At 43.7% G+C, this 26,297-nt stretch carries 27 protein-coding genes, 1 tRNA gene and 1 pseudogene; 19 read left to right on the top strand and 10 right to left on the bottom strand.

Going from position 1 to position 26,297, the window contains the following annotated elements; all coding sequences use genetic code 11:
- Nucleotides 1-651: 651 nt before the first annotated feature.
- The 5 genes from KEJ24_02995 to KEJ24_02975 all read left to right on the top strand — a co-directional run bounded on the left by KEJ24_02995 (nucleotide 652) and on the right by KEJ24_02975 (nucleotide 6,443).
- Nucleotides 652-3,036, top strand: a complete 2,385-nt coding sequence (locus tag KEJ24_02995; GenBank protein MBS7646788.1) for a hypothetical protein — start codon at nucleotides 652-654, stop codon at nucleotides 3,034-3,036.
- On the top strand, nucleotides 2,984-4,306 hold the full coding sequence (locus tag KEJ24_02990; protein ID MBS7646787.1) for a polysaccharide pyruvyl transferase family protein: 1,323 nt from the start codon (nucleotides 2,984-2,986) through the stop codon (nucleotides 4,304-4,306). Before KEJ24_02995 ends, KEJ24_02990 begins: the two co-directional genes overlap by 53 nt.
- 88 nt (nucleotides 4,307-4,394) lie before the next feature.
- Nucleotides 4,395-4,550 carry a hypothetical protein gene (locus tag KEJ24_02985; GenBank protein MBS7646786.1) on the top strand — a complete coding sequence of 52 codons (156 nt, stop codon included), beginning with the start codon at nucleotides 4,395-4,397 and terminating at the stop codon, nucleotides 4,548-4,550.
- Complete coding sequence (locus tag KEJ24_02980; protein MBS7646785.1) at nucleotides 4,547-5,032, top strand: hypothetical protein; 486 nt, start codon at nucleotides 4,547-4,549, stop codon at nucleotides 5,030-5,032. The genes KEJ24_02985 and KEJ24_02980 overlap by 4 nt, the downstream gene beginning before the upstream one ends.
- A gap of 505 nt (nucleotides 5,033-5,537) precedes the next feature.
- Nucleotides 5,538-6,443 carry an NAD-dependent epimerase/dehydratase family protein gene (locus KEJ24_02975; GenBank protein MBS7646784.1) on the top strand — a complete coding sequence of 302 codons (906 nt, stop codon included), beginning with the start codon at nucleotides 5,538-5,540 and terminating at the stop codon, nucleotides 6,441-6,443.
- 25 nt (nucleotides 6,444-6,468) lie between these two features.
- Here KEJ24_02975 and KEJ24_02970 read toward each other — a convergent pair whose 3' ends face one another.
- A complete protein-coding gene (locus KEJ24_02970) occupies nucleotides 6,469-6,975 on the bottom strand; it encodes a hypothetical protein (protein MBS7646783.1) in 507 nt (168 codons plus the stop codon).
- A gap of 575 nt (nucleotides 6,976-7,550) precedes the next feature.
- On the opposite strand from KEJ24_02970, the gene KEJ24_02965 reads away from it, so the two are divergent.
- Nucleotides 7,551-7,687 (top strand) — tRNA-Tyr (locus KEJ24_02965).
- Between the two features lie 69 nt (nucleotides 7,688-7,756).
- Here KEJ24_02965 and KEJ24_02960 read toward each other — a convergent pair.
- Nucleotides 7,757-7,954: pseudogene (locus KEJ24_02960) on the bottom strand (type II toxin-antitoxin system CcdA family antitoxin).
- 342 nt (nucleotides 7,955-8,296) lie between these two features.
- On the opposite strand from KEJ24_02960, the gene KEJ24_02955 reads away from it, so the two are divergent.
- Both KEJ24_02955 and KEJ24_02950 read left to right on the top strand, forming a co-directional pair.
- Nucleotides 8,297-9,433: an MFS transporter gene (locus KEJ24_02955; GenBank protein MBS7646782.1), complete on the top strand. Its 1,137-nt coding sequence runs from the start codon at nucleotides 8,297-8,299 to the stop codon at nucleotides 9,431-9,433.
- A 145-nt stretch (nucleotides 9,434-9,578) separates the two neighbouring features.
- On the top strand, nucleotides 9,579-9,818 hold the full coding sequence (locus KEJ24_02950; GenBank protein MBS7646781.1) for a ribonucleoprotein: 240 nt from the start codon (nucleotides 9,579-9,581) through the stop codon (nucleotides 9,816-9,818).
- Here KEJ24_02950 and KEJ24_02945 read toward each other — a convergent pair.
- Nucleotides 9,786-10,703, bottom strand: coding sequence for a serine/threonine protein kinase (locus KEJ24_02945; GenBank protein ID MBS7646780.1), 918 nt, complete (start codon nucleotides 10,701-10,703; stop codon nucleotides 9,786-9,788). The two genes, KEJ24_02950 and KEJ24_02945, sit on opposite strands and share 33 nt — an antisense overlap.
- Nucleotides 10,704-10,727: 24 nt before the next feature.
- Between KEJ24_02945 and KEJ24_02940 the strand changes: the two genes are divergently transcribed.
- Entirely contained in the window at nucleotides 10,728-10,955 is a 228-nt protein-coding gene (locus KEJ24_02940; protein MBS7646779.1) for a hypothetical protein, read from the top strand.
- A gap of 276 nt (nucleotides 10,956-11,231) precedes the next feature.
- Here KEJ24_02940 and KEJ24_02935 read toward each other — a convergent pair whose 3' ends face one another.
- The 4 genes from KEJ24_02935 to KEJ24_02920 all read right to left on the bottom strand — a co-directional run bounded on the left by KEJ24_02935 (nucleotide 11,232) and on the right by KEJ24_02920 (nucleotide 14,118).
- The gene (locus KEJ24_02935; protein ID MBS7646778.1) at nucleotides 11,232-11,435 is read right to left on the bottom strand and encodes a hypothetical protein; all 204 of its coding nucleotides are present in this window, start codon (nucleotides 11,433-11,435) and stop codon (nucleotides 11,232-11,234) included.
- A gap of 84 nt (nucleotides 11,436-11,519) precedes the next feature.
- Complete coding sequence (locus KEJ24_02930) at nucleotides 11,520-11,975, bottom strand: hypothetical protein (protein MBS7646777.1); 456 nt, start codon at nucleotides 11,973-11,975, stop codon at nucleotides 11,520-11,522.
- A gap of 111 nt (nucleotides 11,976-12,086) precedes the next feature.
- Nucleotides 12,087-13,091, bottom strand: coding sequence for a tRNA 4-thiouridine(8) synthase ThiI (locus KEJ24_02925; GenBank protein MBS7646776.1), 1,005 nt, complete (start codon nucleotides 13,089-13,091; stop codon nucleotides 12,087-12,089).
- 43 nt (nucleotides 13,092-13,134) lie between these two features.
- Complete coding sequence (locus KEJ24_02920; protein MBS7646775.1) at nucleotides 13,135-14,118, bottom strand: sodium:calcium antiporter; 984 nt, start codon at nucleotides 14,116-14,118, stop codon at nucleotides 13,135-13,137.
- A 108-nt stretch (nucleotides 14,119-14,226) separates the two neighbouring features.
- Here KEJ24_02920 and KEJ24_02915 point away from each other — a divergent pair, with 108 nt between their 5' ends.
- The 9 genes from KEJ24_02915 (at nucleotide 14,227) to KEJ24_02875 (ending at nucleotide 22,383) form a co-directional block, all read left to right on the top strand.
- Nucleotides 14,227-15,057: an MBL fold metallo-hydrolase gene (locus tag KEJ24_02915; GenBank protein MBS7646774.1), complete on the top strand. Its 831-nt coding sequence runs from the start codon at nucleotides 14,227-14,229 to the stop codon at nucleotides 15,055-15,057.
- A gap of 43 nt (nucleotides 15,058-15,100) precedes the next feature.
- On the top strand, nucleotides 15,101-15,775 hold the full coding sequence (gene pyrH / locus KEJ24_02910) for a UMP kinase (GenBank protein ID MBS7646773.1): 675 nt from the start codon (nucleotides 15,101-15,103) through the stop codon (nucleotides 15,773-15,775).
- An 87-nt stretch (nucleotides 15,776-15,862) separates the two neighbouring features.
- The gene (locus tag KEJ24_02905; GenBank protein ID MBS7646772.1) at nucleotides 15,863-16,438 is read left to right on the top strand and encodes a PadR family transcriptional regulator; all 576 of its coding nucleotides are present in this window, start codon (nucleotides 15,863-15,865) and stop codon (nucleotides 16,436-16,438) included.
- Nucleotides 16,435-17,442 carry an ATP-binding cassette domain-containing protein gene (locus tag KEJ24_02900; GenBank protein MBS7646771.1) on the top strand — a complete coding sequence of 336 codons (1,008 nt, stop codon included), beginning with the start codon at nucleotides 16,435-16,437 and terminating at the stop codon, nucleotides 17,440-17,442. The genes KEJ24_02905 and KEJ24_02900 overlap by 4 nt, the downstream gene beginning before the upstream one ends.
- Complete coding sequence (locus KEJ24_02895; GenBank protein MBS7646770.1) at nucleotides 17,439-18,389, top strand: ABC transporter permease; 951 nt, start codon at nucleotides 17,439-17,441, stop codon at nucleotides 18,387-18,389. The genes KEJ24_02900 and KEJ24_02895 overlap by 4 nt, the downstream gene beginning before the upstream one ends.
- Before the next feature lie 17 nt (nucleotides 18,390-18,406).
- Nucleotides 18,407-19,093, top strand: coding sequence for an ABC transporter ATP-binding protein (locus KEJ24_02890; protein MBS7646769.1), 687 nt, complete (start codon nucleotides 18,407-18,409; stop codon nucleotides 19,091-19,093).
- Nucleotides 19,090-20,382 (top strand): ABC transporter permease, encoded by a 1,293-nt coding sequence (locus KEJ24_02885; GenBank protein MBS7646768.1) that lies wholly within the window; start codon nucleotides 19,090-19,092, stop codon nucleotides 20,380-20,382. Before KEJ24_02890 ends, KEJ24_02885 begins: the two co-directional genes overlap by 4 nt.
- A 69-nt stretch (nucleotides 20,383-20,451) precedes the next feature.
- The gene (locus KEJ24_02880; protein MBS7646767.1) at nucleotides 20,452-21,870 is read left to right on the top strand and encodes a rhomboid family intramembrane serine protease; all 1,419 of its coding nucleotides are present in this window, start codon (nucleotides 20,452-20,454) and stop codon (nucleotides 21,868-21,870) included.
- Nucleotides 21,871-21,918: 48 nt separating this feature from the next.
- The gene (locus tag KEJ24_02875) at nucleotides 21,919-22,383 is read left to right on the top strand and encodes an NUDIX hydrolase (GenBank protein ID MBS7646766.1); all 465 of its coding nucleotides are present in this window, start codon (nucleotides 21,919-21,921) and stop codon (nucleotides 22,381-22,383) included.
- Here the strand turns inward: KEJ24_02875 and KEJ24_02870 are convergent.
- Both KEJ24_02870 and KEJ24_02865 read right to left on the bottom strand, forming a co-directional pair.
- Entirely contained in the window at nucleotides 22,310-23,827 is a 1,518-nt protein-coding gene (locus KEJ24_02870; protein ID MBS7646765.1) for an ATP-binding protein, read from the bottom strand. The genes KEJ24_02875 and KEJ24_02870 overlap by 74 nt on opposite strands.
- Nucleotides 23,814-24,908: a DNA double-strand break repair nuclease NurA gene (locus KEJ24_02865; protein MBS7646764.1), complete on the bottom strand. Its 1,095-nt coding sequence runs from the start codon at nucleotides 24,906-24,908 to the stop codon at nucleotides 23,814-23,816. The genes KEJ24_02870 and KEJ24_02865 overlap by 14 nt, the downstream gene beginning before the upstream one ends.
- Before the next feature lie 92 nt (nucleotides 24,909-25,000).
- Here KEJ24_02865 and KEJ24_02860 point away from each other — a divergent pair, with 92 nt between their 5' ends.
- The gene (locus KEJ24_02860) at nucleotides 25,001-25,405 is read left to right on the top strand and encodes a hypothetical protein (protein ID MBS7646763.1); all 405 of its coding nucleotides are present in this window, start codon (nucleotides 25,001-25,003) and stop codon (nucleotides 25,403-25,405) included.
- Between the two features lie 2 nt (nucleotides 25,406-25,407).
- On the opposite strand, the gene KEJ24_02855 is transcribed toward KEJ24_02860, so the two are convergent.
- Complete coding sequence (locus KEJ24_02855; protein ID MBS7646762.1) at nucleotides 25,408-25,638, bottom strand: hypothetical protein; 231 nt, start codon at nucleotides 25,636-25,638, stop codon at nucleotides 25,408-25,410.
- Between the last annotated feature and the right edge of the window lie 659 nt (nucleotides 25,639-26,297).

Genomic DNA, 26,297 nt, shown 5'->3' with positions numbered 1-26,297 from the left:
GAAAGCTGGACTGATGCCTTGGTCCGAACAGCATCTATTACAGCCAATGACACACTTTTTTCAAATTTATGGATATGTGGAAATAATCCAGCTTGGGTTAGTTTTACCGCGTTTTTTATGTTGTTATGCCTTTTATTCAGTACGATTAAACAAAGATGCGTTGTCTTTGCGTTAACTTTATTGACCTTTCTTACAGCGTGGGCATTGCATGTTTCTGAGGCCTTAATTTTCGTATTTATGTTTGGTGTTATTCTTCTTTTTTGTCGATCTATTAATCAATCTAGGAAATTTTTGGTTTACTTAGCCCTGATCCTCAGCTTATTTACCACACTAATCGTGATACGTTTGTCGCCAAAAGCCGGCTTATTTACTGTCGGACTTTGGGAATCCTTGTTGCCTTTGACCTATCTAATCGCGACTACGTTGTTAATGCTTGGGTCACAAAAAATATTCACTTTTTTCAAAAAACTCATTGCATATATCAAACATGATCGAACAGTTCACATTAGTATTTCCATGTTGATTCTTTTCCTATATATGCTATCTTTTTATCTTTGGGTTCAAGAAGAACAAACTCTATGGAACTTGCAAAGCATTTTCACAGACATTGGTTTTGTTCCTTGGTATACTTACCCTATGAGGTTGGGTGTATTGGGAATTTTCGTGGTTCTTGCACTATTGCTTAAAAATAACATGTGTGGCTTTCTTGTAGACATGTCGAAACACTTTATGACCTTCATAATCTTAGCGGGTGCACTTTTTGTTTTCGGAAAAAGCATAACTATTACCAAAGTATACCTTGTTTCTGTAGATTACTGGGAGATACGCATATTGAGATATTTTTTGCACGGAGTTGTTGCCATAATTGCGACAATGTTCGCTTTATACTTGCTTAGTTCTATTAGAGACCGGCTTCGTCAAGCCGAGATGGAAAAACGTGGGCTGTCTCTAAAGTTCTTAACGGCTATTCTCTTAGCTTTAGTTATCGTTGCTGGAACAATGTCAACAGCCTTCACTGTCGATTATTGGGCTAACCAACCCAGACGCGCGGTTACAAAAGATTTGGGCATTGCAACACTTTCACTTGGAGAAAATACTCCCTTCATGAATCAATCTGCGACGTTTGTAAGCATAACCGCCCCATCAGCCGACGTTCTTGACCGCTTAGGGATTAAGCGAGTTTATGACCCTATGCGAAGTACAATTGCCTTAACATCTAATCCTGCAACTTATTATTTTGGTACATGGTTTACAAAAGCAAATTATCTCTTGTACGTTCCAGAATTTGATGACTACATTTTGAAGTCGAATAGGGATTCTTTTCTATGCACTAATGTACTTCAGGCTGTTGATCCAGTGTACAAAATTAATGAAACATTAATCTACGAGCTTCCCTACGGTGTTCCTCCAACACCAGAATCGGAAGTTTTACTTCTCACCCCAACAGGCTCACCTTACACTTCCATATTAAACGCATTTGCCCAGACGAACAGCAGTTACGATGTCGCCCTGCCTAGTGCCTTCACGAACCTCTATTATCCTATAATAGTGTTACCCTACGATCCGCTTGACAATGAGTTAAGCCAGAAACTAACAAAAAGACTGGATGAAGGGGCAACGCTAATCGTCTTTAATGTAGATAAACTTGGGAACTTTGCTGAAAAGCTGAATTTAATTAGAAAAGACAAAATTGCACCTGTTGAACCAATTGATTCATGGAAAATTAGTATAGGCGAAGGCCAAATCAAAACCACGATGCAAAACGAGCAAACAACTATGAATGTAACTGGACAGACCAATATCAACGGTTGGCTAAGAATCGATTACATTTTCCAAGAGCCTTGGAATTCAAAAAATGCAGAAGCGTTAGCCTTCAAGTTTAAAAGTAACAAACCCGTTCAATCTGTACGTTTTGTACTGTTCGACATCAACAATAACTATCAAGCCTATACCCTTCCATATACATATGCTGGAGAATGGAAAGAGTTCAAATTGAACTTTTATAATTTCACCGAAGCCTCAACCTCCATGAATCTTTCAGCGATAAGCAAGATCCGCATAGGAATAAACGGAGAACCAAATTCAGTTTACGACTTCTATTTTTCTGATATCGAAATTATTCTCAAACCCAACAGTGTACCTTCAAATTCAATAGCCTACAAACAACAAACACTAACGCTACCAGCCGCAATTAATGTTCCCATCCTAAATACTAATAACGCCACCGCTTTCTACATGCTTAACGAAACAAAAGTGTCCCCACTTATTATACAAGAAAACTACGGCGCTGGAAAATTAATCTACGTTAACGCGTTTCCTTTAATAGATAATAAAGAAACTAGTCTCAAGATTTTACCAGAGGTTTTGAAATGGATAAAAGATACAACTGAACTCCCCTCATTCAATTGGACACGAGACAACATAAACCAACGCTTCGAAATGTACACTAAACGAGTTACCGCACAAGGTTCCATAAACATAGACTCGAACTCAATTATGTTCATTAATGGTTTTGAACTCAAACTACAAGCCCAAGACTATTCCAATATTCACTTCTCAATAAAGGCAACCAATATAGAAATAACCCCATACACAATGGGGACCTACGCTAAAATCTCTTTTTATGAACCATTTGAGTTAAATATTTTTGAAAACGAAAAACTTCTCTCAAAATACTATGTCACAAACAATAGCACCCTTTTAGTTAAGGACCCCCGAATAACGGTTCACGGCGAAACACAGTTGGAGGAAAGCTTTTGGAGAAAAAAAGCGGAACATTGGGGACGTACATTAATTTTTAACGGAGAGACTGCTTTTACAATTCATTATCCAAATGTGTATCTTTTCATCTTTGATTTCAAGTATAATGGTTCTTTCCGATCCTTCACGGTTTACTCGGATCTTGTCAAATTGTATCCTCAACTTGAACAGGTCCACACCTCATTATACCTCTCAATTATCGTCCTCGTGCTTATTGCCACCATTGAAAAAGTTAGAAAAACTCAAGAACCAAAAGAAAATTTTTCTAATCAGTAAAATGAAAATAGTAATAGCTTGCTGTTGGTCCTACTATAACAAAGGCGACGCCGCTATTGCCCTCGCCACCATAAAGCTAATTCAGAAGATTGTGCCAAACGTAGAAATAACGATGTTGGCTTTTGACCACCATAGCTTTATAAAACACAAAAAGGAATTGGGAGATTCCATCAAAGTTTTGCCAATGCCATCTATCACAGATTCATTGCAGCCCCTACGAGTATTGTTTGGTACAGCATCACGCGTTGCTTTAAAAGGATTATTCGGGCCCCTCTTTTTGATACTGAGTTTAGCGTTGATGCCTCTTTTAAAATTGTTTGACAGTCAACTCAAATGTACTCTTCGCAGTATAGATGATTCTCACCTAGTTATAATAGTTGGTGGAAATTACCTTTACTCTCATTTCGGCTTTTACATACATGCGATTCCGATAGTTTACGCAAAATTTTTAAGGAAAAAGAAAACAGTGATGCTTGGTCATAGCATCGGACCATTTGAAGATGCTCTTAGCCGCACTGTTGCACGCATAATTCTGTATCGTATGAATCTCGTAACTTATCGTGAAGAGCTCTCATCTTTATATGTCCGAAAAAACCTTAATGTAAATGCTCCAAACATGTTTGTCTCATGTGATATGTCCTTTTTTCTACAGTCGCCAAAAACCACCTGTGAAGTTCTTGAAAGCCAACCTAGAGTTGGAATAACTGTTCGCAAATGGCTCTTTAATCAGCCTAACTTATATAAAAGATATATAGACAGCATTACACAAACCGCCTTCAACTTAATGAAGGATGGATTTGAGGTTTATCTAATACCATTCAGTTATATCGGGGGAGGGGAAGACGATTTAGGTCCATGCAAGATCATATACAGCAAACTTTCTACTATATATCCCAAAAAAGTATATTTATTGAATGTAAAAGAAGAATCACCAACTTCATTAGTCAAAATAATGGGAAAACTCGGGTTACATATTTTCATAGGAACACGAATGCACTCTGTGATCATGGCCTCTTTAGCAAGAATACCATCAATTATAATCTCCTACCAACATTTCAAGGCGCATGGCATATCTCAACAATTAGGACTACATAACTATGTTATCAGCATTGAAAATATAACTCCTCATAGATTAATGACTTGCGTAGAAAAATTGCTTAAACATTATGAGCGAGAAAGAACAAACCTCATAATGACAATTCAACAACTCAAAAAGATTAATGAACGCAAAATATGTTCTGCATTATTATCATTGATACACGTTGATTAAAATGCTGAATCGAAAGAATGAATAGATTCCTCCTCATCAATTTCTGTGAGAGTTTCTTGCGAAGCGCTCGAATCTTAGTTTCGGTCTAATTCTAAAGTTAAGAAAGGCTACAAGTTGTTTAACCGTTGGAAAAGACTTTTATTTAGCCCACGTTCCAGAAAGAATAGCGCCCGGAAACGCCATAAAAGAGTTTGTTGAAAGCCCAAGACTGATAGGAGGCGTAGGGTCAAACAGCACAAAATAGCCGCAGAACTATTCAAAACAGACGCCCCAACAGCCGAAATTGCCAAACTCGCAGAAAACACATTCCGCGACATAAACATAGCCTTCGCAAACCAACTTGCCCTAATATGCGAACAACACGGAGTAGACGTCACAGAAGTAATAAAACTTGCCGACACCCACCCAAGACTCAGCCCAGCCGAGCCAATCATCCACAAACTCATAAGCCTAAACGCCACTATCATCGTTTACGACCCCCACTGCGGCCAAAGCTTCGGAGCCAAAAAGGCAAACTCTCTACATGAGGCAGTTAAAGGCGCAGACTGCCTAACCATAATAACCGACCACATAGAATTCAAAAACCTAAACCTTCAGGAAATCAAGACACTAATGGCTGAAAAACCAGCCATAATCGACGGAAGAAGGATAATAAACCCTATCCAAGCAGAAAGGCTAGGCTTCCTATATTACGGCATAGGCTTCGGCAAACAAAGAAACAATTAAAACAAAATCTACAGAAAAATCGTTTCTCCACATAACTCCTTAACGCTGCGTGAGTTTATTATGCCTCGCCAAGAACCGCCACAATAAACGCAAATCTTATTGAAAAAGGGAAAAGTCGAAAAGTCTTCGCAGCTGGATTAATTGGCATAGTTTCGCTGGTAACGGGATTAATAATTCTGGGAATGTTAATGGGCGTTATTGGTTTAGCCATCGCCCTAATTGCAGTCCAAACAATACGGGCGGCGTACCTAAGCACAAATACAAAAACTGAGTGAAAGGAAAATTCGAAAATGTGCAGACTATTTTAGAAATAATTGGGGGTATTGCTTGGAATTATCTGCACGCGCTGTTAATAGCGATTTTGTTGAAAATCTTTGAAATGTTCGGCATCCTTTCTTATTATTAGTTTTGGGCTGGTTCGCCCAGTCTCGCCTTTGTGGTTATATTACTAATTAATATTTTTCTATGCGACTGTCGATATATTCTGGGCTAGAGGGGCTGTAGCATGAAGATACTTGTAACTGGTGGTGCAGGCTTTATAGGTCATAACGTGGCCATAGTCTTGAAAAACCATGGCTTTGAGGTAGTTGTCCTTGACAGTTTGGAAAGGGCTTCGGAGCAAGCCATAAATAGGCTGAAGGCCGCTGGTGTGCCTATAATAAAAGGCAATATCCTCAACGATACGGCTGTCAGAAATGCCTTGGTTGGGGTTAAGGTTGTTGTGCATGCGGCCGCGTACATAAGTGTTGAAGAATCCCTTCAAAAACCGGCACAATACTTTAGGAATAATGTTGCAGCCACCGCGAACATTGCTAAAAACTGTTTAGACAAAAATGTTGAGCTCATAATTTACGTGAGCAGCGCAGCCGTTTATGGCGAGCCTAAACACCTTCCCATAAATGAAATGCATCCAACAAATCCCACATCGCCATATGGCTTATCAAAACTAATGGGTGAGGAAGTCGTAAAATTCTATGGGGGACAAGGCCTAAACTATGTTATATTGCGGTTGTTTAACGTTTATGGACTGGGGCAGACAGGTGCCTATGCTGGGGTAATAACAAACTTCATAGAAAATGCCAAAAACGGAAAGCCTCCTATAATCTATGGTGACGGGCAGCAGACAAGGGATTTTATTCATGTGGCCGACGTGGCTGAATCTATAAAAAAAGCCATAGAAAAACCTCCAACGGGTCAAACAATTAACATAGCCACGGGAAAGCCAACAACCATAAAGGAGCTTGCCGAACTCATTATCAAGCTTTCAAGGCTGAACTTGAAACCAATCTTCGCCGAGCCGCGTCCAAGAGATATAAAACACAGCTGTGCAGACATAGCTTTGGCTAAAAGGCTTTTGGGCTTTGAACCGAAAATAACACTGGAGGAAGGCCTAAAAAGTCTCATGGAGTGAGTGCAAAGTTTTCTGTTGTTGATGGTTATGGTTTCTCTTCTGTTTCTCCCCAGCTTAGAACGAAGTTGCAGTAGGGACAAACGTTTATGAGCCGGCTTTTTCCTGTGCTGAAGTCTAGCATAACTAATGGTTTGCTGAAGACTCGCTTGCACTTTGGACAACTGATTAGCATGTGATCTTGTTGAGTGGTTGTTTTGGCTTTTTGTTGAGGCTTGGCTAGTTTTGCAAGCCTCGCAATTTCATCTATGCTTGCATGGTCGTGCTTTCCCTTAAAGAGGCGCCAAATTTCCAATCCAAAGTATGTTGCGCTTAGAATAATTGGTACAGCTAAAAAGACGTAGATCATTTTTACCATCGTCCAGTAAGCTGAAGCCCATTCATGGTTGAATTGTAAGCCGAAATTGTAGAGATCGTGGTGAATGATCCAGTCTATGCGTTCAATTAAAACTAAAATAAATATTGCGCTGACCAGCCATAAGATAATGGTGATCTTAGCTATCCATCCGTTCTCAAGCAGATTTTTCCAGGTCAAACTTTAGACCTGAGCTAAACAAGAATTTTGGACAACAAAAATGTTGTGAATCGAGAATTAAAATCCAAGGTATAATTTCAGCCAGGTTTTCTAGCTAGGCTTGTTGTCTCGTATTTCGGGTTTTGAAATATTTGGGTGAAGGTAATAATATATTAAATAGCAATACACTCTACATTTTTCCTGTGAAAAAATGATAAAAAAGGAAAGTCGCATGTTTCCTATCAAAGAAAAATTGGCTGCCCTAGAATGGAGTTTAAAATTGTTAAATACATCAGTAATGGTTACGCGCACTCCCATCCGCACCATTAAAAGCATGATTAAAGGTAACGTGGTTCTTCCAGCGATTCAAAAATTAGGAAAGATAACTAACCTAGGCACGTGAAGGTAAACGCGCGTTTCGTTCAAGATTCTTCAAGATGATTAAGCAATTTACTAACTTGAATTAAGGTTTAACAGATGCTTTTCTAATTTAATGATACTCACCTTCGCTAAATGAAATGCCTTTGTTAACCATATTTGAGGCGGAACGAAACGGTTAAATCAGCTTGCTCGATTTTAAGAGTTAGCTGAAAGGGCGGGCGGTAGCTCAGCTTGGTAGAGCTTCCGGCTGTAGACACCTGCCCATGGTGGGTGTCCCGTTTCAGCCTACCAAGCGCACAGGTGATTTGCGGAAACCGGAGCGTCGCAGGTTCAAATCCTGCCCGCCCGACCAATCTCTATTTAATGCTCTTTTCATTTCTAAAGCTTCTGGATTCTCTGAATTCTCTTTTGAGGGTTCATTTTGGGTAATTTTCCTGTTAGAGCCTTCAATAGCTTCTATATAAAGCCTTAAGGAGTTTTCACAGCATTGTGAAACATTTAAGCCCAATTTCTTGGCTTTCTCGAGGATTTCCCTCTCTATAAAGACGCTAGTCCTAACCTTCACACAGACCACCTTATATAATCTTATGCATATGATTGAGGCTCTTTCTATTTCCAAAGCGAATTTTCTCTGTTACGCTATGAATGATTAAACCTGCAAAGACTATAATTGGATAGACAATCAAGCCATAAGCAAAGACTATGTCTCCAAAAAGTAAGAGTGAAAATGGAGCAAATGATAGAATAATAAGTAAAGGCCATCGTAATTTGTTATAGAGCCTTTCCAATTTTAATGTGTTAAAATCATGGCACATGAGTAAAAATTAAGGCATTAAAAAAATTATATTTTTCAATGGGTATCAGCATAATTAGGTCAGGAGATTTTAGTTTGCCGATAAGTTTGAGGCGATCCAAAAGCTGTGGTTGGGTTGTAGTAAGTTTAAGCTTCGCGATGTTTTTTATGGCTTCAGGGGCACAGATGTCCTTCCCAGTCTCGCTTATGTCTATATCTAGGGAGCTAGGTTGGGATATATCTTTGCTAGGCCAGGCCATGAGCCTCTGCATGTTAAGTACAGGTTTTTCGATGCCTATTGTTGGTAAGATAACGGATAAATATGGTTCTAGGGTTGTCATCTTATTTGGATATGCTGTAGCTGGTGTAAGCACACTCCTTTTGTCTTTTGTTTCGGAAATTTGGCAAGTTTATCTGTTTTATGGGGTCATGTTGGGCTTTACTTGGCAGAGCATTGGTATGGTTGCTTCAACAACTTTGATATCAAAGTGGTTTGCTGAAAAGAAGAGCTTACCTTTAAGTGTTTTTCAATCTGCTTATCCGATCGGCTGGTTTTGCACAGCACCTTTAGCTGAGAGTCTTATTCAGAGTTACGGGTGGAGAAATACATGGTTTTTGCTTGGCACGGTCTTCATAATAATAATTGCTTTTTCAAGCTTTTTCATCAAAGAACCCAGGGCATCCTCTACAAAGGTTTTAGGTAATACATCGAATGAAGCAATTTCTATAAAGATGGTTGTGAAAACGGGCTTTTTTATAATTGTTGGAATTATTATCATGTTTATGTGCGGGTTTACAGACATGCCTTTTGCCCAACTTTGGGTTCCAATAAGTGTTGAGTGGGGAATAGATGAGGTTGCTGCATCATACGGGCTTGGATATATAGCTGCAATGGCGTTTATTGGAACCATATCTATAGGACTATTGCCGAAAAAGTTTGGTTATAAAATACCATTTTCAATTCTTTATTTTATTAGAGCTGTATCTTTAATGTTGCCTATATTTTTTGTTAGGTCTATGGTGGTCTATTATGTGTTTATTGTCTTGTTAGGCTTAAGCTTCTTTGGAATGGCGCCCATTTTTTCAGCTTGGATTGGAGAAACATTTAGTGAGAAGATTTTGGGTGAACTTTTGGGGCTTTCAACGTTTATGCATTTCTTGGGAGCTGCGCTTGGCATATATGTTTTTAATTTAATGAATAATGTTTATGGGAGCTACTATCCAGCTTTCCTATTAAGTTTAGTTCTTGCGTTAGCATTGATTGTTCTTTGCTATTTAATCAAACCACCTAAAACTCAAAATTAGATAAAAGTTTACGTTTAAGCCCCCAATTTCAAATGCGCACGCGGGAAACAAGTATATGTGTATATGTTGGTTTGGTTGGATAAAACTTTTATATTTAACGTTTGTGTGGATTATGGTTAGTGTTCAAAGCCTTTAAGGTGCTGTTATGGAGCCGAGTAAGAAGCCTTTGAATGTTCTTGTTAAGCAGTTAAATGCAAATATTGCTGTTGTTTTGAAGAATGGCTGTGAATATAGGGGTAAAATGGTTAAGTGTGATGGCCATATGAACATTCTCTTGGAAGGTGCAACTGAGTGCCGTGAAGATCAGCCTGTCGCCAACTATGGGAATGTTTTGCTGCGTGGCAATAACATTCTATACATTGTTTTGGATGCTCTTAAAAGGTAGCGGTTTTCTTCCTTTGCCTGTCACGTACTCGAAGGCTTGTTGCGCGTCTGTTTCAAACAGGTGTTTACGCTTGAAATAGGTGATTATGTTTTCTATGTCGCGTTTCAAGAGTTGCTGGGCGTTAGGCTGGTCTTTGGTTACATACTGTGGCCAGTCGATTATGAGGATGTGCATGTCGGGTTTTAGTATGATGTTGTATTCGCTTAGGTCTGCGTGGATTATTCCGGCTTTCTGGTAGGCTTTTCTGATGTTGTGTAGAATTTCCATTAGCACTTTCTGTGGGTTTGGGATTTCGCGTAGTTGGGCGAGTTCTGCACCTTCTATGGCGCTCATGGCTATGGCGTGGCGGTTTTGGCTTATGGGTTTTGGAACAGCCACGCCTTTCGGGTATACAAGTGTTAAGGCTTCATATTCTTTTTCTGCAGCTTTTCTTGAGCGTAGTAGCCAGTGCATGTCTTCTGTTGTCCAGCCGCGTTTGCGTCTTGTTTGGCGGAAGCTTATTCTTCCTAGGCGGTGGAATTTTATGGCTATGCGCTCGCCAATCGGCGTTAAAGCGTCGTAGACGTCGGCTTCTTTGCCCACGCCGAGTGGTTTGCCGAAGGCTTCTAGGATTCCGGCTTTCACAAAGGCGTTTATCGCCAGACAGTCGTAGCCCGCGTAGTTCAGCGTATACCCCAAGTAGGGCTGTTTTGTCTGGCGTATTAGGCGGAGCTTGTGTAGTTTTTCGAGGCGGAAGGTGACTTCTTCCTCGTTGAATTTGGAGTATTTGGCGATGACCTCTTTTGGCACGTACTCGTGTTTTGTCATGGCGGCTTCGATGACCTGCAATATGCGGAAGTCTTCGCTTTCGAGGTTTTTGAAGGCTTGGATGGCTTCGGCTGACATCACTAATGCCTAAAATAGACGCGTTTGCTAATTAAACTATGCATATGTGGAGCTGTTCAAACATGCTATATAGACGGAAGCCACAAGGCGGTTTTAGATATGGCTGGGTTTCTGCTGGCTTACTGCCACCAAAAAGGCATCGAGAAAATCTATGGGTTTACATGCAGCCACAAGCCAGTAACAGACACTTTGGAAAAGTTTGGCTTCAAAAAACCAGAAAAAACAGCCATAATCTTCGAAAAACACCTATAAAAGCGTCAATTTTGTTGACTGTGGCAAACCACAAAATTGATACCCCTCTCTAGAGTTTTTGGTAAACGCTGGAAAATGGAGCCTTTTTCAGCCATATTTTCCCTAGCCCCTCCCCTCTAGGGTTTCCAACATCCTTTTGGATTGCAAAAGCCAATAAACGCTTACCCTCTCTAGAATTTGTTTTTATGCTTTGATTCGCTAATACCTTTTTTCGTTGGTTGCTAAACTGAAAGCCCCATGAACTTAAACATGAAGCTGTCATAGCTATAATTTGTATTAGCTTAGTCGAGACAAGATTCTTGGAAGGTTGATTATGAAAGTGACAGCCACAACAGCTATGATGAGCCAAGCAAATAGTGTTTTTGCTGTATTTAGCAGTTCTTGGGAATTGTTATATATACTTAATAAAAATGCTATAAGGACAACCACGGCGAGAATCGAGAGCGTCGATTTTGCGAAAACATTTATGTTTAATGGCATTTTTACTTCTCACCTCTTTCTTTTTGATTTTCAAATTTTGTAAAGGGAAATATTGGTCTAAATTTTGAAAGATTACTTAAAAATTTAGAAGACAATCTTCTCTTTAATTAGCTTCCAAAGATTTACAATTATTAAGACGCCACAACTCAAACTGATCCCGCTTAATAATGCAGAATATACCCAGACCCATTTGGGTATGTAGAGGAGGATTGGTAATAAACCCAAGCTGAATATTATTAAGATTAAGCATAAGGATCTAATGTATGCGTAACGCTCCGTAAGTTTTTTGCCCTTGTCTGTTATCTTGACATTATCTTGTGTCGGGTTGTACTCAATATATCCCCTTTGAGATAGATCCATCAGATCTTGGTATAGATGGCTTGGACTATTATAGCCAAGTTCTCTCTGCAAATCTGTTAACTTAATTTTCGTATCGAAGATATACCCGCTGAATAATTCAATCAAGTCTTTGTCTCTTATGTAAAGGAGAAGACGTGTCTTTTTTGGAAGAAGTTCCTTTTCATACTTCTTTGTATTCATTGCGAGTCTAAACAATTATGCTACGTATACTATAATCTTTTCTATATTTCTTGTGGTCTTTTCAAGAGTTAACTTTAGGTAAAACTTACTTCTATATGTTGGACAAATATCTTACCTTACTTTTATTCGTAGTTGTTCTATTTGTTGGGTGTTTGGTCTTTCCACTGTTATGGTTTTTTCTGGTTTTGTTCTGCCACAGCGCACTTGCACTTTGCCAGTCTTCTGGTCTGAGTAGTAGGCTGTTAGCTGTGCCGCCTTTTCTATGGCTTGCCTTGTTTTTGGTCCCTGCAGAAGCGTGATGGGGCTTCCTGTGCCAACCGCCTCAAAGAAATAGTCGTTTCTGCCCTTAAGTTTTAGAAGCGCCTCGTTTTCTTCCTTGTTTCTTCCGACGATAATCTTGTTTTTGCCGAGGCGGAAGTGGCGCCCTATTTTCAGAAGCTCTAAATCAGTTATGGAGACACGTTTTTTGTGTTCGAGCAAGTCGCGGAGTTTCGCCGCAAACTCCTTGTAGGTTAGGAGGCAGCCGCCGGCTGGGGACTGGTATTCTGTTATGCCATAAGCCTTTGCAAGGGCTAACTGTCTTTTGCGGGATTTACCCCTAATGTCTAGCAGCTTGCTTCTATCCACAATTCCAGCCTTTTCGGGTTCTGTAGGCGGCAAAAGCTTTGCGGACAACGGTCTCAGCAATCGTCCTTTTAGGCCTGATTCTTCTTCGACGATTTTTAGGGCTTTCCAGTGCTGGGACATGGGACGCTCGTCTAAAACTTCACCAGTTATTATAAAGGAGGCGCCAATCTGCCGTGCATACTGTTTAGCCTTTTTAAGCATGTATATGTGGCAGTCTATGCATGGGTTCATGTGCTTGCCATAGCCATATTTGGGTTTGCGGATAACCTGCCGCACATAGTCCAAGCTTAGACGCATAACGGTTAATGGCACGCCTAACTGCTGGGCAGCCCTTTCAAGGCTGAAGCCGCCAGCCCTAGCCGAGTAGAAGGGCGTAAGAAAAGTTATGGCTTCGACGGCTATGCCCTGCTCCTGAATCATTTTTATAGCGAGGCTGCTGTCCAAACCGCCGGAAAAAAGCGCCAAAGCCTTTGCTTTCGCTTTTTCCATAATCCCCGCCTCTACTGGTTTGAAACTGTTATTTAAGTCCTCTTTAAGCTCTGTAGCCGCCGAAGCTTACTACGAGGAATATTCCGTACATGAAAAGCAGCATTAGGGCTTCTCTCCAGCCAACTCTTCCGCTGGACAGAAAATACCAGAGCAGAAGGTTTGTTATGAGCGAGAACAATATTGGGCTTGTGAATGGAGTGATCTCTCTTATCTCCGTCGAGCTCATGAGGGCTAAGCCGAGAATTAGAGTTATGTTTGTGAAGCAGCTTCCAACAATGTTGCCTAACGCCAGTTCCAAATGGCCTTTGAAGGCTGATTTCACGGTGTTTGCAAATTCAGGCAGACTTGTTCCGAAAGCGACAATGGTGGCGCCTAGGATAACTTGGGGCACGCCAAAATACTCGGCAAGGTATACGGCGGAATCAACTATGAAATTGGCACTTGCCACCACTATAGCGGCGCCAAAAACAGCTAAAAAAGTATAAAGCTTCAATTTTGCCCTCTCCTCGCCGAGAGCACACTCGTTTTTTATGCGTCTCATGCTTGCAAGTCTGTAAATGTAGAATGCAAATATTCCTATGAGGAGAATCCCTATCAATCTGCTTGCGTATCCCACGTAGAGAAGTGTTAATGGAACCACGGAGGCTATGAAAAGGCCGAAATAAAGGGTTCCGACCTCCTCTTCTGTTATAAGCGGCAACATCTTTAATCGGTCAGAACTTTTCAAGGAGGCGATCAGAATCCCCGTTCCCAATATTAGACAGATATTCACAACGTTGGAGCCTAAAACGTTTCCAATGGCTATGTCCACACCTTCGCCCAAAATTGCGGCGAAAACAGAAACGCTTAGTTCCGGCAAAGTCGTGACCAAGGCTATTAGGATAAAACCCACTGTTGTTTTCCCCAAACCGCTTATTTCTGAAACCTTAACTGCATTGTCGATGGTTAACTCGCTTGCCCTGTCAAGTATGATCAATGAAGCTATGAGAACAAGCACGTTGCCAAGTAGTCCAAACTCCTCGAACATCGCTGGCAACCTCACTCGCTTTAAACAAGCTTTGTATTAAAATATTTCCTTGCTGAATTCTAAACATAGACGCGTAAACAAGATTTCAATTAACTAGAGGCTCGAGACATGGCGTCCTACGAAATAGTGTTTCTCGGAACAGGCGGCGGAAGGTTCACAACCATTACCCAGAAACGGCGCACTGCTGGAATACGAATATTGGGCGAAAACCTAAACCTACACTTGGATCCCGGACCTGGAGCGCTTGTCTACTCCATAAGCGAGGGCTTGGATCCCCAGAAGCTTAACGCCATATTTGTTTCGCACAGCCACCCCGACCATTATACGGACGCTGAAGTGCTTATAGAGGCTATGACCAGTGGCATGACCAAAAAGCGTGGAGTGCTCGCCGCCTCCAAAAGTGTTCTGAGGGGTAATGATCTCTGCGAACAGTCCATTTCGAAATATCACCAACAAATGGTTGAGCGGGTGATCGAAGCTCTTCCGAACATTCGTTTTCAAGTGGCGGAAGTGTCGGTTTCTGTCACGGAGGCAAGGCACACGGATCCAGACGCTGTTGGCTTCCGTTTCGAGACTAGGGAGTACGGCGACTTCGCCTATACCAGCGACACCCAATACTTTGAGGGAATAGGCAAACCCTATGAAGGCGTGAGGCTGCTGATGCTCTGCGTGATGAGGCCTGCTGGCAAGCCATGGGAGGGCCACATGACCACGGAGGACGCCATAAAAATAGTGGAGGAAGCCCGCCCGGAGCAAGCTGTTCTGACGCATCTGGGCATGCAAATGATATTCCACGGGCCAGCCCGCGAAGCCAAACTCGTCGAGGAGAAAACTGGCACGCCCACGGTGGCGGCTACCGATGGCATGCGTATAATTTTCGGCGAAAAAATAGAGGCAAAAACAGCTAAACCCAAACATGGGCTGGACAAATTCTTTTAAGTGTTAAACGTCCTTTTCCTAAACCAAAAGGAAGCATGGGGACATGCGGGTAGTCATCCGTTTGGGCGGATCCGTCATCGCCACACCTGTAAACACCCAGCTGATAAGCAAGTATGCCAAAATCTTGAAGAAGCTGAAGGCTGAAGGGCACATGTTGGCGGTTGTTGTCGGCGGAGGTGCCCTCGCAAGAGAATTCATAAAGATAGCCAGAGAGCTGGGCTTGCCAGAGAAGGATCAAGATGACTTGGCGATAAGTGTTTCGAGACTTTATGCTCAAACGTTCGCTAAAACTTTGGGGGAGCTGGCATGCGAGAAAATTCCCACAAGCGTCGAGGAGGCTATTCAATGTTTGGAAAAGGGTAAAATTGCCGTTTTAGGCGGCTTAAAACCCGGTATGACAACGGACACTGTTGCCGCCATGGTGGCTGAACAAATAAACGCCGATATTCTCATAAAAGCCACAGACCAAGAGGGCATATATACAAAAGATCCCCGCAAGCACCCAGACGCCGTGAAACTGGAACGACTCAGCTTCGAAGACCTCCCAAAGGTTTTAGCCGAAAACAAGCATAAGGCGGGAATCCACCAAATCCTTGACCCAGAAGCCATAAAAATCCTAAGGGCTAAACGCATAAAAGTGCACGTTTTAGACGGTTTTAAACCAGAAAACCTTCTGCTGGCAGTGGAAGGAAAACCTGTCGGGACGATAATAGAGTAGCAATAATTGCTTGTCGCCATGTTGTTAGTAAAGTTTATAAGAAAGTTATCAAATTTGTTATCGAATTTGATATCAATGGTGATATAAATGTTTGATGGAGACTTTCCGCCTCTTCCACGACCATTTAGGCACTGGTTAAGGCATATGGCTGCTGTGCCAAAGGGGTTTCTGCGCCACCAAGTGCTTGAGCTTTTGAGTGAGAAGCCCATGTCTGGTTCGGAGATCATTAATGAGATTGAACGGCGCACCGGTGGATGCTGGAAGCCTAGTCCAGGTTCTGTTTATCCGCTATTGGCTTGGCTTCAGGACAACGGCTATATTCGTGAAGTTCCCGCAAAAGAAACAGGCGTAAAGTGTTATACGCTTACGGATAAGGGTAAACAGCTTCTCGAAGAACAGCGGAAGATGCGCGGTCACTTCTGCATGGGCAGAAAGTTTTTCGCTCTGCCAATGATGGGTGGACTTTGGCTCCGTATACCGCCAGAGAAAGCCGAAGAAATCCGTGAATCCTTTAGGCGGTTATTTAAGACATTGTTTGGTTTAGGTTTAACTCTTGAGGAACGTTTTAGCGAGCAAGCCTTGAAAGAGGCGTTAGATGTTTTGAACGAAACCGCCAAACGGCTTGAGGAAATCGAAAAGCGACTCAAGGGTGAAAAGGCTTGAGGGAAGACGTGATTAAGGCTGAAAACTTGACGAAGGTTTTCAACCGAAGCCTAGTGGCTGTAGACCATATAACCTTCAGCGTCCACGAAGGCGAAGTCTTCGGTTTTCTTGGACCAAACGGCGCGGGCAAAACCACAACCATAAACATGCTGATAACGGTGCTTAAGCCAACAGAAGGCACCGCATCAGTGCTGGGCTTCGACGTTGTTAAACAAGCCAACGATGTCCGAAAGGTTATCGGCGTTGTGCCCCAAGAGTATACAGCGGACGAGGATTTAACGGGCTACGAGAACATAATGCTCTGTGCAGACTTGTATGGGATTCCCCACGAAGTCGCCAAAAAACGCGCCTTGGAACTGCTGGAGCTCGTGGAGCTAATAGACTTCAAAGATAAACGCGTTGAAACATATTCAGGCGGGATGAGGCGGAGGCTTGAGCTTGCATGCGGCCTGATAAACCGTCCCAAAGTGCTGTTTTTGGATGAGCCAACTTTGGGTTTAGACGTGCAAACGCGGGCTGCCACATGGGAGTACATCCGCCGTTTAAAGAAAGAGTATGGCATGACTATTTTCATGACCACGCATTATTTGGAGGAGGCTGACGCCCTCTGCGACCGCATAGCCATCATAGACCACGGAAAAATAATCGTAACGGGCTCGCCAAGCGAACTTAAGGACAACCTAGGCGGAGACATAATCACCATAGCCATCAAAGAAAACGCCGACGTGGCAAGCATAATCCAAAGCGTGGAAAACGTGAAAGAAGTTCGGAAAGAAGATGGCGCCTATCGTGTTAAAGCCGTGAAAGGCGAGGTAACCGCACCTCTAATTATCGAGGTTTTAAGGAGGAAGGGCTATACGGTGACAAGGCTTTCGCTTACAGAGCCAACGCTAAACGAGGTTTACCTGGAATACACGGGCAAAGCGTTGCGGGACACGGAAGAGTCTTCCCGTGCAGAGTTTATGGCGCAGAGGGTTCACTTATGGAGGGCTAGAAGGAAATGAGCGACACAAAAGCCGTAAATGAGTGTCAGCCAAGCTTCGCTAGAGGCTTGTGGGCTCTAACCCGCCGCGAACTTAAAAAATGGCTTAACGATCCAGTCATGTTGGTCATGTTTGTGCTCCAACCCCTAATATGGATGGGCTTGCTGGGCAAGTCCATGAATATAGGCGGCTTGTTTTCAGCCAACAACATAAACCTGCCACCCCAAGTGCCAATTCCAGGCAGCGCCATCCTCTCTCCGTCCGGTCTCCCAGGGGTGGTGCTTGATGGCACGGCGCTTTCGCAGATGTTCGCCGAAATGGGGTCAAAGATAATGGAGGACACGTTTGGCGTCGCAGACTACTTCAGTTTCATGGCTGTGGGCATGGTCTCCATGATTGTTATAACTACAACCATGTTCAGCGGCATGTCCATTGTATGGGACCGCCGTTTAGGCTTCTTGGACAAGGTGATAAGCACGCCGGTTTCACGGGCAGCCATAATATTCTCGAAAATCCTAAACGCCACTTTCCGGGCTATGTTTCAAGCCTCAGTGATTTTGGCGCTTGCATATTTGCTGGGACTAAAATTGAGCTCAACATTTACGCCGCTAAATCTCTTGGGGGTTTACGCCGCCATATTCCTGCTGGGCGTGGGGCTCTCATCCGTCTTCATAGCCTTCTCTATAAGGTCCACCCGGATGGAGCGTCCCATGCAGTTTGTAAGCCTCATCACTATGCCATTAATGTTTGCAAGCAACAACTTCTTTCCAACAAAGCTCATGCCCGAATGGATGCAAGCCGTAGCCAGCGTGAACCCGCTCACGTACTTAACGGACGCTCTTAGACGGTTGACCATACTGCCCGCAGATCCCTCTGCCTTGCTAAGAGACTTCATGTATCTCAGCTTGTTTGCAGTTGTTCTTGCCACTATTGGCATAGTTTTGTCATGGAAATATTTGTCAAAGTAAAGCGTTGGTGGCTCCCTATGGCTGTTGTTGAAACCGTTAACCTCCGAAAGGTGTATATGCTCGGCAAGGTTCCAGTGGAAGCCCTTAGAGGCGTAAACCTAAAAGTTGAGGAGAGCGAATTCCTATCCATCTTGGGGCCTTCTGGAAGCGGAAAATCAACGCTTCTAAACCTTATAGGCGCTTTAGATAAACCGACCGAAGGGAAAGTTTTCATAGACAGTGTTGACGTTTCAACTCTAGACGAGGATAAGCTTGCAGATTTAAGGCGCCGAATAGGCTTCGTTTTCCAGTTTTTCAATTTGATTCCAAGGTTTACAGCTCTGGAAAACGTTGAGCTTCCCATGGCTATTGCTGGCTTAGGCAAAGAAGAGAGGCGTAGACACGCCGTTGAGCTTCTTGAAACCGTCGGCTTAGCCGACCGAATGAACCATAAGCCAACGGAACTAAGCGGAGGCGAACAGCAACGTGTAGCCATAGCCAGAGCCCTAGCGAATAATCCACGCTTTCTACTTATGGATGAGCCGACTGGAAATGTTGACTCAAAAAACGCGGACGAAATAATGAGGCTTGTAAAGCGCCTAAACGAGGAGAAAGGCGTGACGATAATAATGGTGACCCATGACCAGCGCCTAGCCAGAGAAACCAAGCGGACAGTGCACATGCTTGACGGCCTCATAGTGGGCGAAGTGGTGAACAAGCCATGAAGCCAAAAGACATTTGGACATATGCCTTCAGCGCCATAAAACTGCGGAAACTACGCGCCGGCTTAACCACACTGGGCGTCGTTATTGGCATAGCTGCTATTGTGGCGTTGTTGTCGATAACTCAGGGACTGCAGGCAGCCATAGCCACTCAACTCCAGAGGGGATTTGCAACAGACACGCTTATCGTTTCGGCGGGCGGAGGACTGGGACTAGGCGGAGCAGATTCAGGTTTCAGCCTACTAGTTAATGACACGGGGACAATAAGCCAAATAGAAAATGTCACCGCAGCCATCGCCGTAATCCAGAGAATTGGCTACATAAAAACGGCTGATGGAAAAGCCCGTCGCGTCACAATTGTAGGCTTAGACTTCAAAGCATACAAGGCAATATACGAGAGCACATTCGTAGCTGAAAATGGAACCGAAATACCCTATAATCCGGAAAACACCGCTATAGTTGTTGGCAAGCGGGTGAGCGACCCTTGGGGCAATGGGACACGCTTCTGCACCACAGGCGATACTGTTGAAATACTCTGGACCAACACTACAGCGAGGCCTCTCAGAAACGAGTCTTACGTGGGCAACGTGGTGGCAGTTCTCCAAGAAATCGGAGGCTTCAGCATAAGTGGGCCGTCAGACGCGAGCATCTATATCCCAATAACTCAAGCTCAGAGCTTTTTTGGAACAGACAAATGCGAAATGATAATCGTTAAGCTGAAAAACGATGATAAGGCAACCATTGAAAGCGCCACTAAAGCCATAAGAAACGCTTTCGGCGGCCAAGTTGCAGTCACGTCTGCCACGGCTGTTCTTAACGTTATTTCAAGCGTCTTCTCCACCATAGAGCTTTTCTTGGCGGGGATAGCTGCCATATCACTTCTGGTGGCCGGCATAGGCATAATGAACATCATGATTGTCTCCCTAATGGAGCGCACGAGGGAAATAGGCATCCTAAAAGCTTTAGGGATGAAAAACCGCACAGTGCTGCTTGTTTTCCTAACAGAAGCAGCCATAATCGGATTAATGGGTGCTTTCATAGGCATTGGGACAGGCTGGGGCTTAGCCGAGCTTGTCGTAAGAATATTTAGCGCTAACGGAGGTTTCGGATTCGGCCTACGACAAGGCGGTCAAGCAGCGGCTGCAAGCGCAGTAAGAATAACCCCGGTCTTAACCCCAACAGTTTTGCTGGGAGCAATAGCCTTCGGCCTCATGGTCAGCTTGGTTTTCGCATTTTATCCCGCTTGGAGAGCTTCAAGGCTTAAGCCTGTGGAAGCCCTTAGATATGAATAACAATTAATCAAGCCCAGCAAATTATTTAACATAGCGTTTTATCCTTTAAAAGCGGAGAGTTGTCGTTTAGTGTTTAAATTTAAAAGAAGCTTTGGCATACCCATGGGTGGATATACTCGAACCAAGACATGGCCCGTAGCAACCCTAGCCCTAATAATTGTAAACATTGCAGTTTACGCCATAACTTCTTATGAGAATTTTTTCCTTGAGATAGGTGATTACTGGGTCGGCGTTGGCGGTTTCGTTCCATCCTTAATCGTTATGCCAGCTCAGCTTTACCGGATTTTCTCATCTATGTTTTTGCACGCCGACTTCTTCCACATACTTTTCAACATGTACTTCCTATACCTTTTCGGCAGAGCTGTTGAAGAAGCCTTGGGCAAGTGGCGTTTCCTAGCCCTTTACATCCTTTCAGGCGTGGCTGCCTCCATATTTCACACAGCTTTCAGCTTTCTAGGCGGAGCCACAGCTTACGCTATTCCAGCCATCGGAGCGTCAGGCGCCATAAGTGGTGTTCTAGGCGCCTATCTGATCCTATTTCCAGGCACATCGCTTGTAATGGGCTGGGCCTTCTTATTCTTTCCAGTGTTTTTCCGGATGAAAGCCGCTTACTACTTAATTTTCTGGTTTGCAACCCAAGTGATATATGGCTATACAAGGCTTGGAGGAAGCACCGCCGTATTTGCTCACGCGGGAGGCTTCATAGCGGGAATAGCCTTGCTTCCTCTAGTCGCCAGCAAGGAAAGGCTTTTCCAGTTTAGGCTTGCAAGACAGGCTTTATTTCCAGTTTATGTAACGTTCGCACCGTCACCTGCACCGGTAAAAAGTGTTGGGTTAGGACGCACCACCAAAACGGTTGTTGCGGTGCTTTTGGCTTCGCTGCTTTTCGGCGCAGCTTACGCCTCCAGCGGTTTGTCCATCCATGGCGAAATAAAATCAGCAACTATTCGATACTCTTTTGAGGGAACACCCTACATGGATTATGTTGGATTCCAGCTTGCAGACATCGAAAGCCAGCTTGCCAAGGTGTCTTCAAGTGAAACAAAAATTTTGCTGTATCGCTTGTATGGAGCTGGACTATTATACAATAAGACCATGGCCAACGAAGATGTGAAAATAAGCAATTGGAATGTTAGCTTATCTGTGAGAGTTGGAGGGCGTCCGTTTCTAGTGGACTTGGCGATAATTCGTTTCGATGGAGAATATGATGCTGATGGTTTCTTAAGCTATGGTGCGGGGGCGTTTGACACTCAAGTAATTTTTGTAGATTATTATGATCGTCCGTATGTTAGTGATTTTATGGTGCACTATGATTTTGAGTGGACTTCGCAAACGGTTAATCTCACTTATATAACACAGTTAACGGGGATTTTGTCGCTTGTTGCCACGGCTGCTGCTCTCGTTGTTACTTTGAAGAAGGATAGAAATCTAACGTTGATCGGTGAGGAGCCTGAAAGGCTTTGGAGCCCCTTCACGCCATATATTTGAGGAAAAGTTTAAGATTTAACTTGTTAAAATGCATGAAAGGGTTTAGGTGTGGTTAAGCGTTTTTACCCAAACCAACCCGTGGTAGGCGTAGGCGCCATAATAATTTGCGATGGCAAGATTCTGCTTATAAAGCGGAAGGGCGAACCTGCAAAAGGCAAGTGGAGTGTTCCCGGAGGCATAGTGGAGCTTGGCGAAAAAGCTGAGGAAGCTGTTATCCGCGAGGTTAAAGAAGAGACGGGTTTGGATGTGGCTGAACCAGAGCTTGTGGATGTGGTGGACAATATTGTACGCGACATGAACGGCGAAATAAAATGGCACTTCGTAATAGTCGACTACTTTGTTAAGGTTAAGGGCGGGGAACTGCGGGCAGCGGATGACGCAGAAGAAATCCGCTGGGTGCCGTTAGGCGATGTGGAAAAATACGATTTAACAAAAACTTTCAGGAATTTTCTTCAACGGAATAGAGAGAAACTGGAGAAGTTTGATTCATGCTCTCGGCTTGAACGCCGGTAAAGAATAGGCGCGTTTCTCCCATTGTTTTTACGTCAATGGCTCGAACTTTCACAACTATCGGGAAGTCTCTGACAACTTTGCCCAGAACAAGGCAGTGGTGTGGCGGAAGGTCGCGGGCTATGGATTTGACGGTTTCAGCGTCCACGCGGGCTGCCCTGGAAACTACTTCTAAGTCATGTTCGTTGGTGAAGTTGAATAGGAATATGTTGTCTGCTTGTCGGTAGATGCTCTCGCGGATTGTGTCAGGCTGGTTTGTTATGAAGGTGGTGAATATGCCGAAGTGGCGCATCCGCGTTACAATGTCATCCCAGTAGGTTTCCCGTAGATAGAGATGGGCTTCCTCAGCGAAGAGGAAAACAGCCTTAAGCCTCCAGCTTGTCAAAAGCTCCACAAGCTTGCCCAGCAAGTATTCGACTACTATTTGACGGTCTATGGGCGAAGTGTTACGCAAATTAATAATTACTGCGCCCCCCTCCTCCCTAGCCTTGAATAGGCATTCCTCCAGCAGGTTGGCTTCCGCCACATTATCCGTAAAGAAGCCGGAGTTCACCAGCGCATAATAGCGGCTGAAGAGGGCGTCCCTAACGTTTTGGTTGCAGTTCCAGTTGCGGATAGCCTCGCCCAACTCGTGCAGTGTTAGGCATCCCTTGTCTTTAAGGAACTGCCATATTCGACGGAACTCGCGGGTAGATGTGCCTGGCAAATGCAAGGCATGGATGAGAATGTTTAGGATGACGTTTAGGTGGAGCTGTTTTAGGGCTACTTTGAAGTTTTGTGAAGGTGTTAGAACGTGGATCCTGTTAAAGTAGGCGTTGCGTTTGCCATCTGACGTGAAGCCTAAACCAGTGTATTCACCGTTCAAGTCTAGGACGATAACCACCGCCTTGTATTGGAGGAGGCTTGTTATCAGAAGCTTTGAAAGGTGCGACTTGCCTGTCTCCTTCTTGCCAGTAATAATGTTTAGCCTTCCATCCAGCGATGTGGCGTCTATAGTTAAAAGCGAGTTCTCCTTTGTCACGCCTAAAGTTATGGGAAGGTTGCCATTAACCCTCGCCAGCTTGAGAAGCATTGGGATAGGCAGTTTTTTGACCGAGGACTGCGAACGTGAAGGCAGCCATGAGGTGCTTGGGCTTAGGTGTTCCCCCTCTAGGGTGGCGCGGATCTTACATATCAAAAGTCTGGAATCCTGAATATACGTTATGTGGGGTGCAATCTCAAGCGGGTCCACGTCTTCACCTTGTATTATACCTCCACCGTCTGGTAAGCTTCGCAGCAGTTCTTCTAAGACACCTGGTATGTTGGCGAACTGCACGTCTATAACTTGAGCTATTAACGCTTTTTGTGCTTCCCCATCCTCTATGAGAAGATAGTCGCCTTTTTCCACGCTTTCGTTTGGAAAGCTTAGAATTTCTATTATGTTGCCTTCTTTCCTATATAGCCTCATGGTGGCTTTCGCCCTTCCCAAAGGGTCCAAACAGTAGCCGGTGCATGTCTGGGCGGTCGATTATTTTTAGGCGGTAGCGTTGTTGTATGAAGTGTTGCATAGCAATCACCTCGTTAGCAGTAAAAGTGCACAAGATGTGCGCAAGCCGCAGCGTTTCTGGGTAGCCCTGCATTATCAAGTCGTTTCCTAAAAGGCGTTCAACGGCTTCTATGCGTTTCTGCGCTGGTAGTTCGCGATCTACGTCCAGGCGGAAGGCGTAGTTGCCCCGGGCTAATTTCGCCACGTAAACCTCGCCTAAAAGTGTTAGTGGCGGTTTCGGTTTGATGTTTGCCACTTCTATTAGGCATGGGGGCTTGTAGGCTGGAAAGGCTTCTGTTATTAGGCATCCGTTGAACCTTAATGTCGTCACTTTTGTGAAGGCTAACACCGTGTTGCCCATACTTCTCGCGGCAGCTAAAATCTCCTTCAACTGCTGTGTCGGTGTGTCAGCAGTTCCAGCTGTTAAGGAGCCGTCGAAGAGAATTATGCCATTGCTTATAGTTTTAACTAGTGAGGCTTGCAGCCATTTTTCCAGCAGGTTTGCCATTCGTGTTGGGATTTGTATGAAGCCCGGTGATAGCTGGTGGCTTTGTTCCGGGAAATATGCCTTCAAAAGGGTGTTGTAGACTTCTTGTAGATTATCCTCAGTTATGTGAAATATGAAGGGTCCAACGCGTAGGTAAGCATAGTTTTTGGCCTGTTTCCATACTGTGGTTCCGCGGATGGCGATTATGATGCCTTTGTTTGTTTCGCCTAGTTTTATGCTGGATGTGTCCACTGCAGCTATGGTGGTTGGTGGTTCCGGTTTTGGGTTTAACGGTATGGCTTGTGTGGGTGGTGTAAACTGCGATGCAACTAGGGTTTCTTGGTTGTTGAATGGGTTTTGTTGAATTTGTTGTTTTATTTGAATGGCTTGGTTTTGCACATGCTTCAGCGAATATAGGCTTAGTTCTATGAATCGTTGGGGTAGCGATGTGTCTATGGTGTTTTGTGGAAAATTATATTTTGGTGTTGTTGTTATAGTGTATTGTTCAATCACCAAGATTCACCAACATGCACTTGTGTGGGCGGAAGGAGTATATAAATGTTGTGCATGAACAAGATGCGCAATTCAATATTCAACAAGGTGGAAAATTGACGCAAAACAGCGCAAAACCACCCATCCGCCTAAAAATGCGCATTGGCGAAATAGAAATCGAAATAGAATGCCAAGAAGACCAATTGCAGTCAGCAGTAGACCGCATCCTATCAACCATAACAGAAAAACTCAAACAGACGCCCATCGCCACCACTGAACATGCACCCCCACCGCCAAGAGCGGAAACATGCAAAGGCATCATCCAAAAATTATGGGAAGAAGGATGGTTCGCCACGCCAAAAACCCTAAGCGAAGTCCACAGCGAAATGGCAAAAAGAGGATACCACTACGACAGAACAGCCGTAGCCCACGCCCTAATAGACCTAGTTAAAGACGGCATCCTAACCAGAGATGGAAAACCACGCCGATACCAATACGCCCAAAAAAGACCACCACCATGACCCTAGCTGGTTGGGATACTGCCACTAATTGTCTTTTTCACACGGACACCTTTTGCGTTATAATAGTAAATATCCAAAAATGTTTTTTCAGGGATTATTTCAGATCGATAGACGCTGCCTTGAAAATACGGGTCTACCACTACCACAAAACTGTAATATCCTTCAGGTCTCAATTCTTCGATTTCAAGAACTACTTGAAGCGGTTTAATCTCGATTGGCTCGATCAAGTGCATAAAAGGAAGTTGGATCAAGGAGTCGACAATGTTAACTTTCCCCCTCTTCGTGCGCAGCCAGCACAGAGGAATTGAAATCGAAAACTATATGGATATCTTCGATTGGCGTAAATTTAGCTTTCTCCATGTTTTGTTGCACCATCACAACATATTCCACGTATCGGTCTTCCCATGTGATGTTGTATACTCTATCCCCAGCTTGATAGGGGGGCATGCGATCGGAAAAATTGGATAGACAACTCTGGATTCTCTGGAATCTTTGGAAGAATTATTGGATCTAAATAAATTCTCAGAAAATAGCCTAAAAGAAAGAAAACAGCGCCCAAAAAGTCTGCTTTCCCAGATTTTCTTCGCGATACCTTTATTGTGCTTTCTCCTCTTAACTCTATAAAAGCCAATATAATCTATCATTCTAGTAAAATTGTGGTGACTAGAAGTGTTATTGCTTTCTAACGTCATAAGATTAATCCACTTCATGAACTGTTATGTTACTGTGATTTCTTTTTGGCTCTGAGATCTCCATAAACAATGGCTTTCCTTCCTCGCTGAAATGTACCACTATGTCGCCTAGCTCTTCAGCATAGATAACCTAACCTTCCCCTCTATGACTATGGTTAGGATGTCAGCTTCCTTATCATACTTGAGTTTATACGCCATAG

The sequence above is a fragment of the Candidatus Bathyarchaeota archaeon genome, assembly GCA_018396705.1.
Classification (GTDB): Archaea; Thermoproteota; Bathyarchaeia; order Bathyarchaeales; family Bathycorpusculaceae; genus DRVP01.
This window is presented reverse-complemented; position numbering and strand designations above follow the sequence as displayed.

What these genes read in the sequence shown, in the direction of transcription:
- KEJ24_02915 (MBS7646774.1), top strand. Translation starts at nt 14,227, where the DNA reads ATGGCGTCCTACGAAATAGTGTTTCTCGGAACAGGCGGCGGAAGGTTC.
- KEJ24_02955 (MBS7646782.1), top strand. Translation starts at nt 8,297, where the DNA reads ATGGCTTCAGGGGCACAGATGTCCTTCCCAGTCTCGCTTATGTCTATA.
- KEJ24_02890 (MBS7646769.1), top strand. Translation starts at nt 18,407, where the DNA reads ATGGCTGTTGTTGAAACCGTTAACCTCCGAAAGGTGTATATGCTCGGC.
- KEJ24_02925 (MBS7646776.1), bottom strand. Translation starts at nt 13,091, where the DNA reads ATGGAAAAAGCGAAAGCAAAGGCTTTGGCGCTTTTTTCCGGCGGTTTG.
- KEJ24_02935 (MBS7646778.1), bottom strand. Translation starts at nt 11,435, where the DNA reads ATGCCATTAAACATAAATGTTTTCGCAAAATCGACGCTCTCGATTCTC.
- KEJ24_02905 (MBS7646772.1), top strand. Translation starts at nt 15,863, where the DNA reads ATGTTTGATGGAGACTTTCCGCCTCTTCCACGACCATTTAGGCACTGG.
- KEJ24_02895 (MBS7646770.1), top strand. Translation starts at nt 17,439, where the DNA reads ATGAGCGACACAAAAGCCGTAAATGAGTGTCAGCCAAGCTTCGCTAGA.
- KEJ24_02870 (MBS7646765.1), bottom strand. Translation starts at nt 23,827, where the DNA reads ATGAGGCTATATAGGAAAGAAGGCAACATAATAGAAATTCTAAGCTTT.
- KEJ24_02885 (MBS7646768.1), top strand. Translation starts at nt 19,090, where the DNA reads ATGAAGCCAAAAGACATTTGGACATATGCCTTCAGCGCCATAAAACTG.
- pyrH (MBS7646773.1), top strand. Translation starts at nt 15,101, where the DNA reads ATGCGGGTAGTCATCCGTTTGGGCGGATCCGTCATCGCCACACCTGTA.
- KEJ24_02920 (MBS7646775.1), bottom strand. Translation starts at nt 14,118, where the DNA reads ATGTTCGAGGAGTTTGGACTACTTGGCAACGTGCTTGTTCTCATAGCT.
- KEJ24_02950 (MBS7646781.1), top strand. Translation starts at nt 9,579, where the DNA reads ATGGAGCCGAGTAAGAAGCCTTTGAATGTTCTTGTTAAGCAGTTAAAT.
- KEJ24_02975 (MBS7646784.1), top strand. Translation starts at nt 5,538, where the DNA reads ATGAAGATACTTGTAACTGGTGGTGCAGGCTTTATAGGTCATAACGTG.
- KEJ24_02855 (MBS7646762.1), bottom strand. Translation starts at nt 25,638, where the DNA reads ATGCACTTGATCGAGCCAATCGAGATTAAACCGCTTCAAGTAGTTCTT.
- KEJ24_02945 (MBS7646780.1), bottom strand. Translation starts at nt 10,703, where the DNA reads ATGTCAGCCGAAGCCATCCAAGCCTTCAAAAACCTCGAAAGCGAAGAC.
- KEJ24_02930 (MBS7646777.1), bottom strand. Translation starts at nt 11,975, where the DNA reads ATGAATACAAAGAAGTATGAAAAGGAACTTCTTCCAAAAAAGACACGT.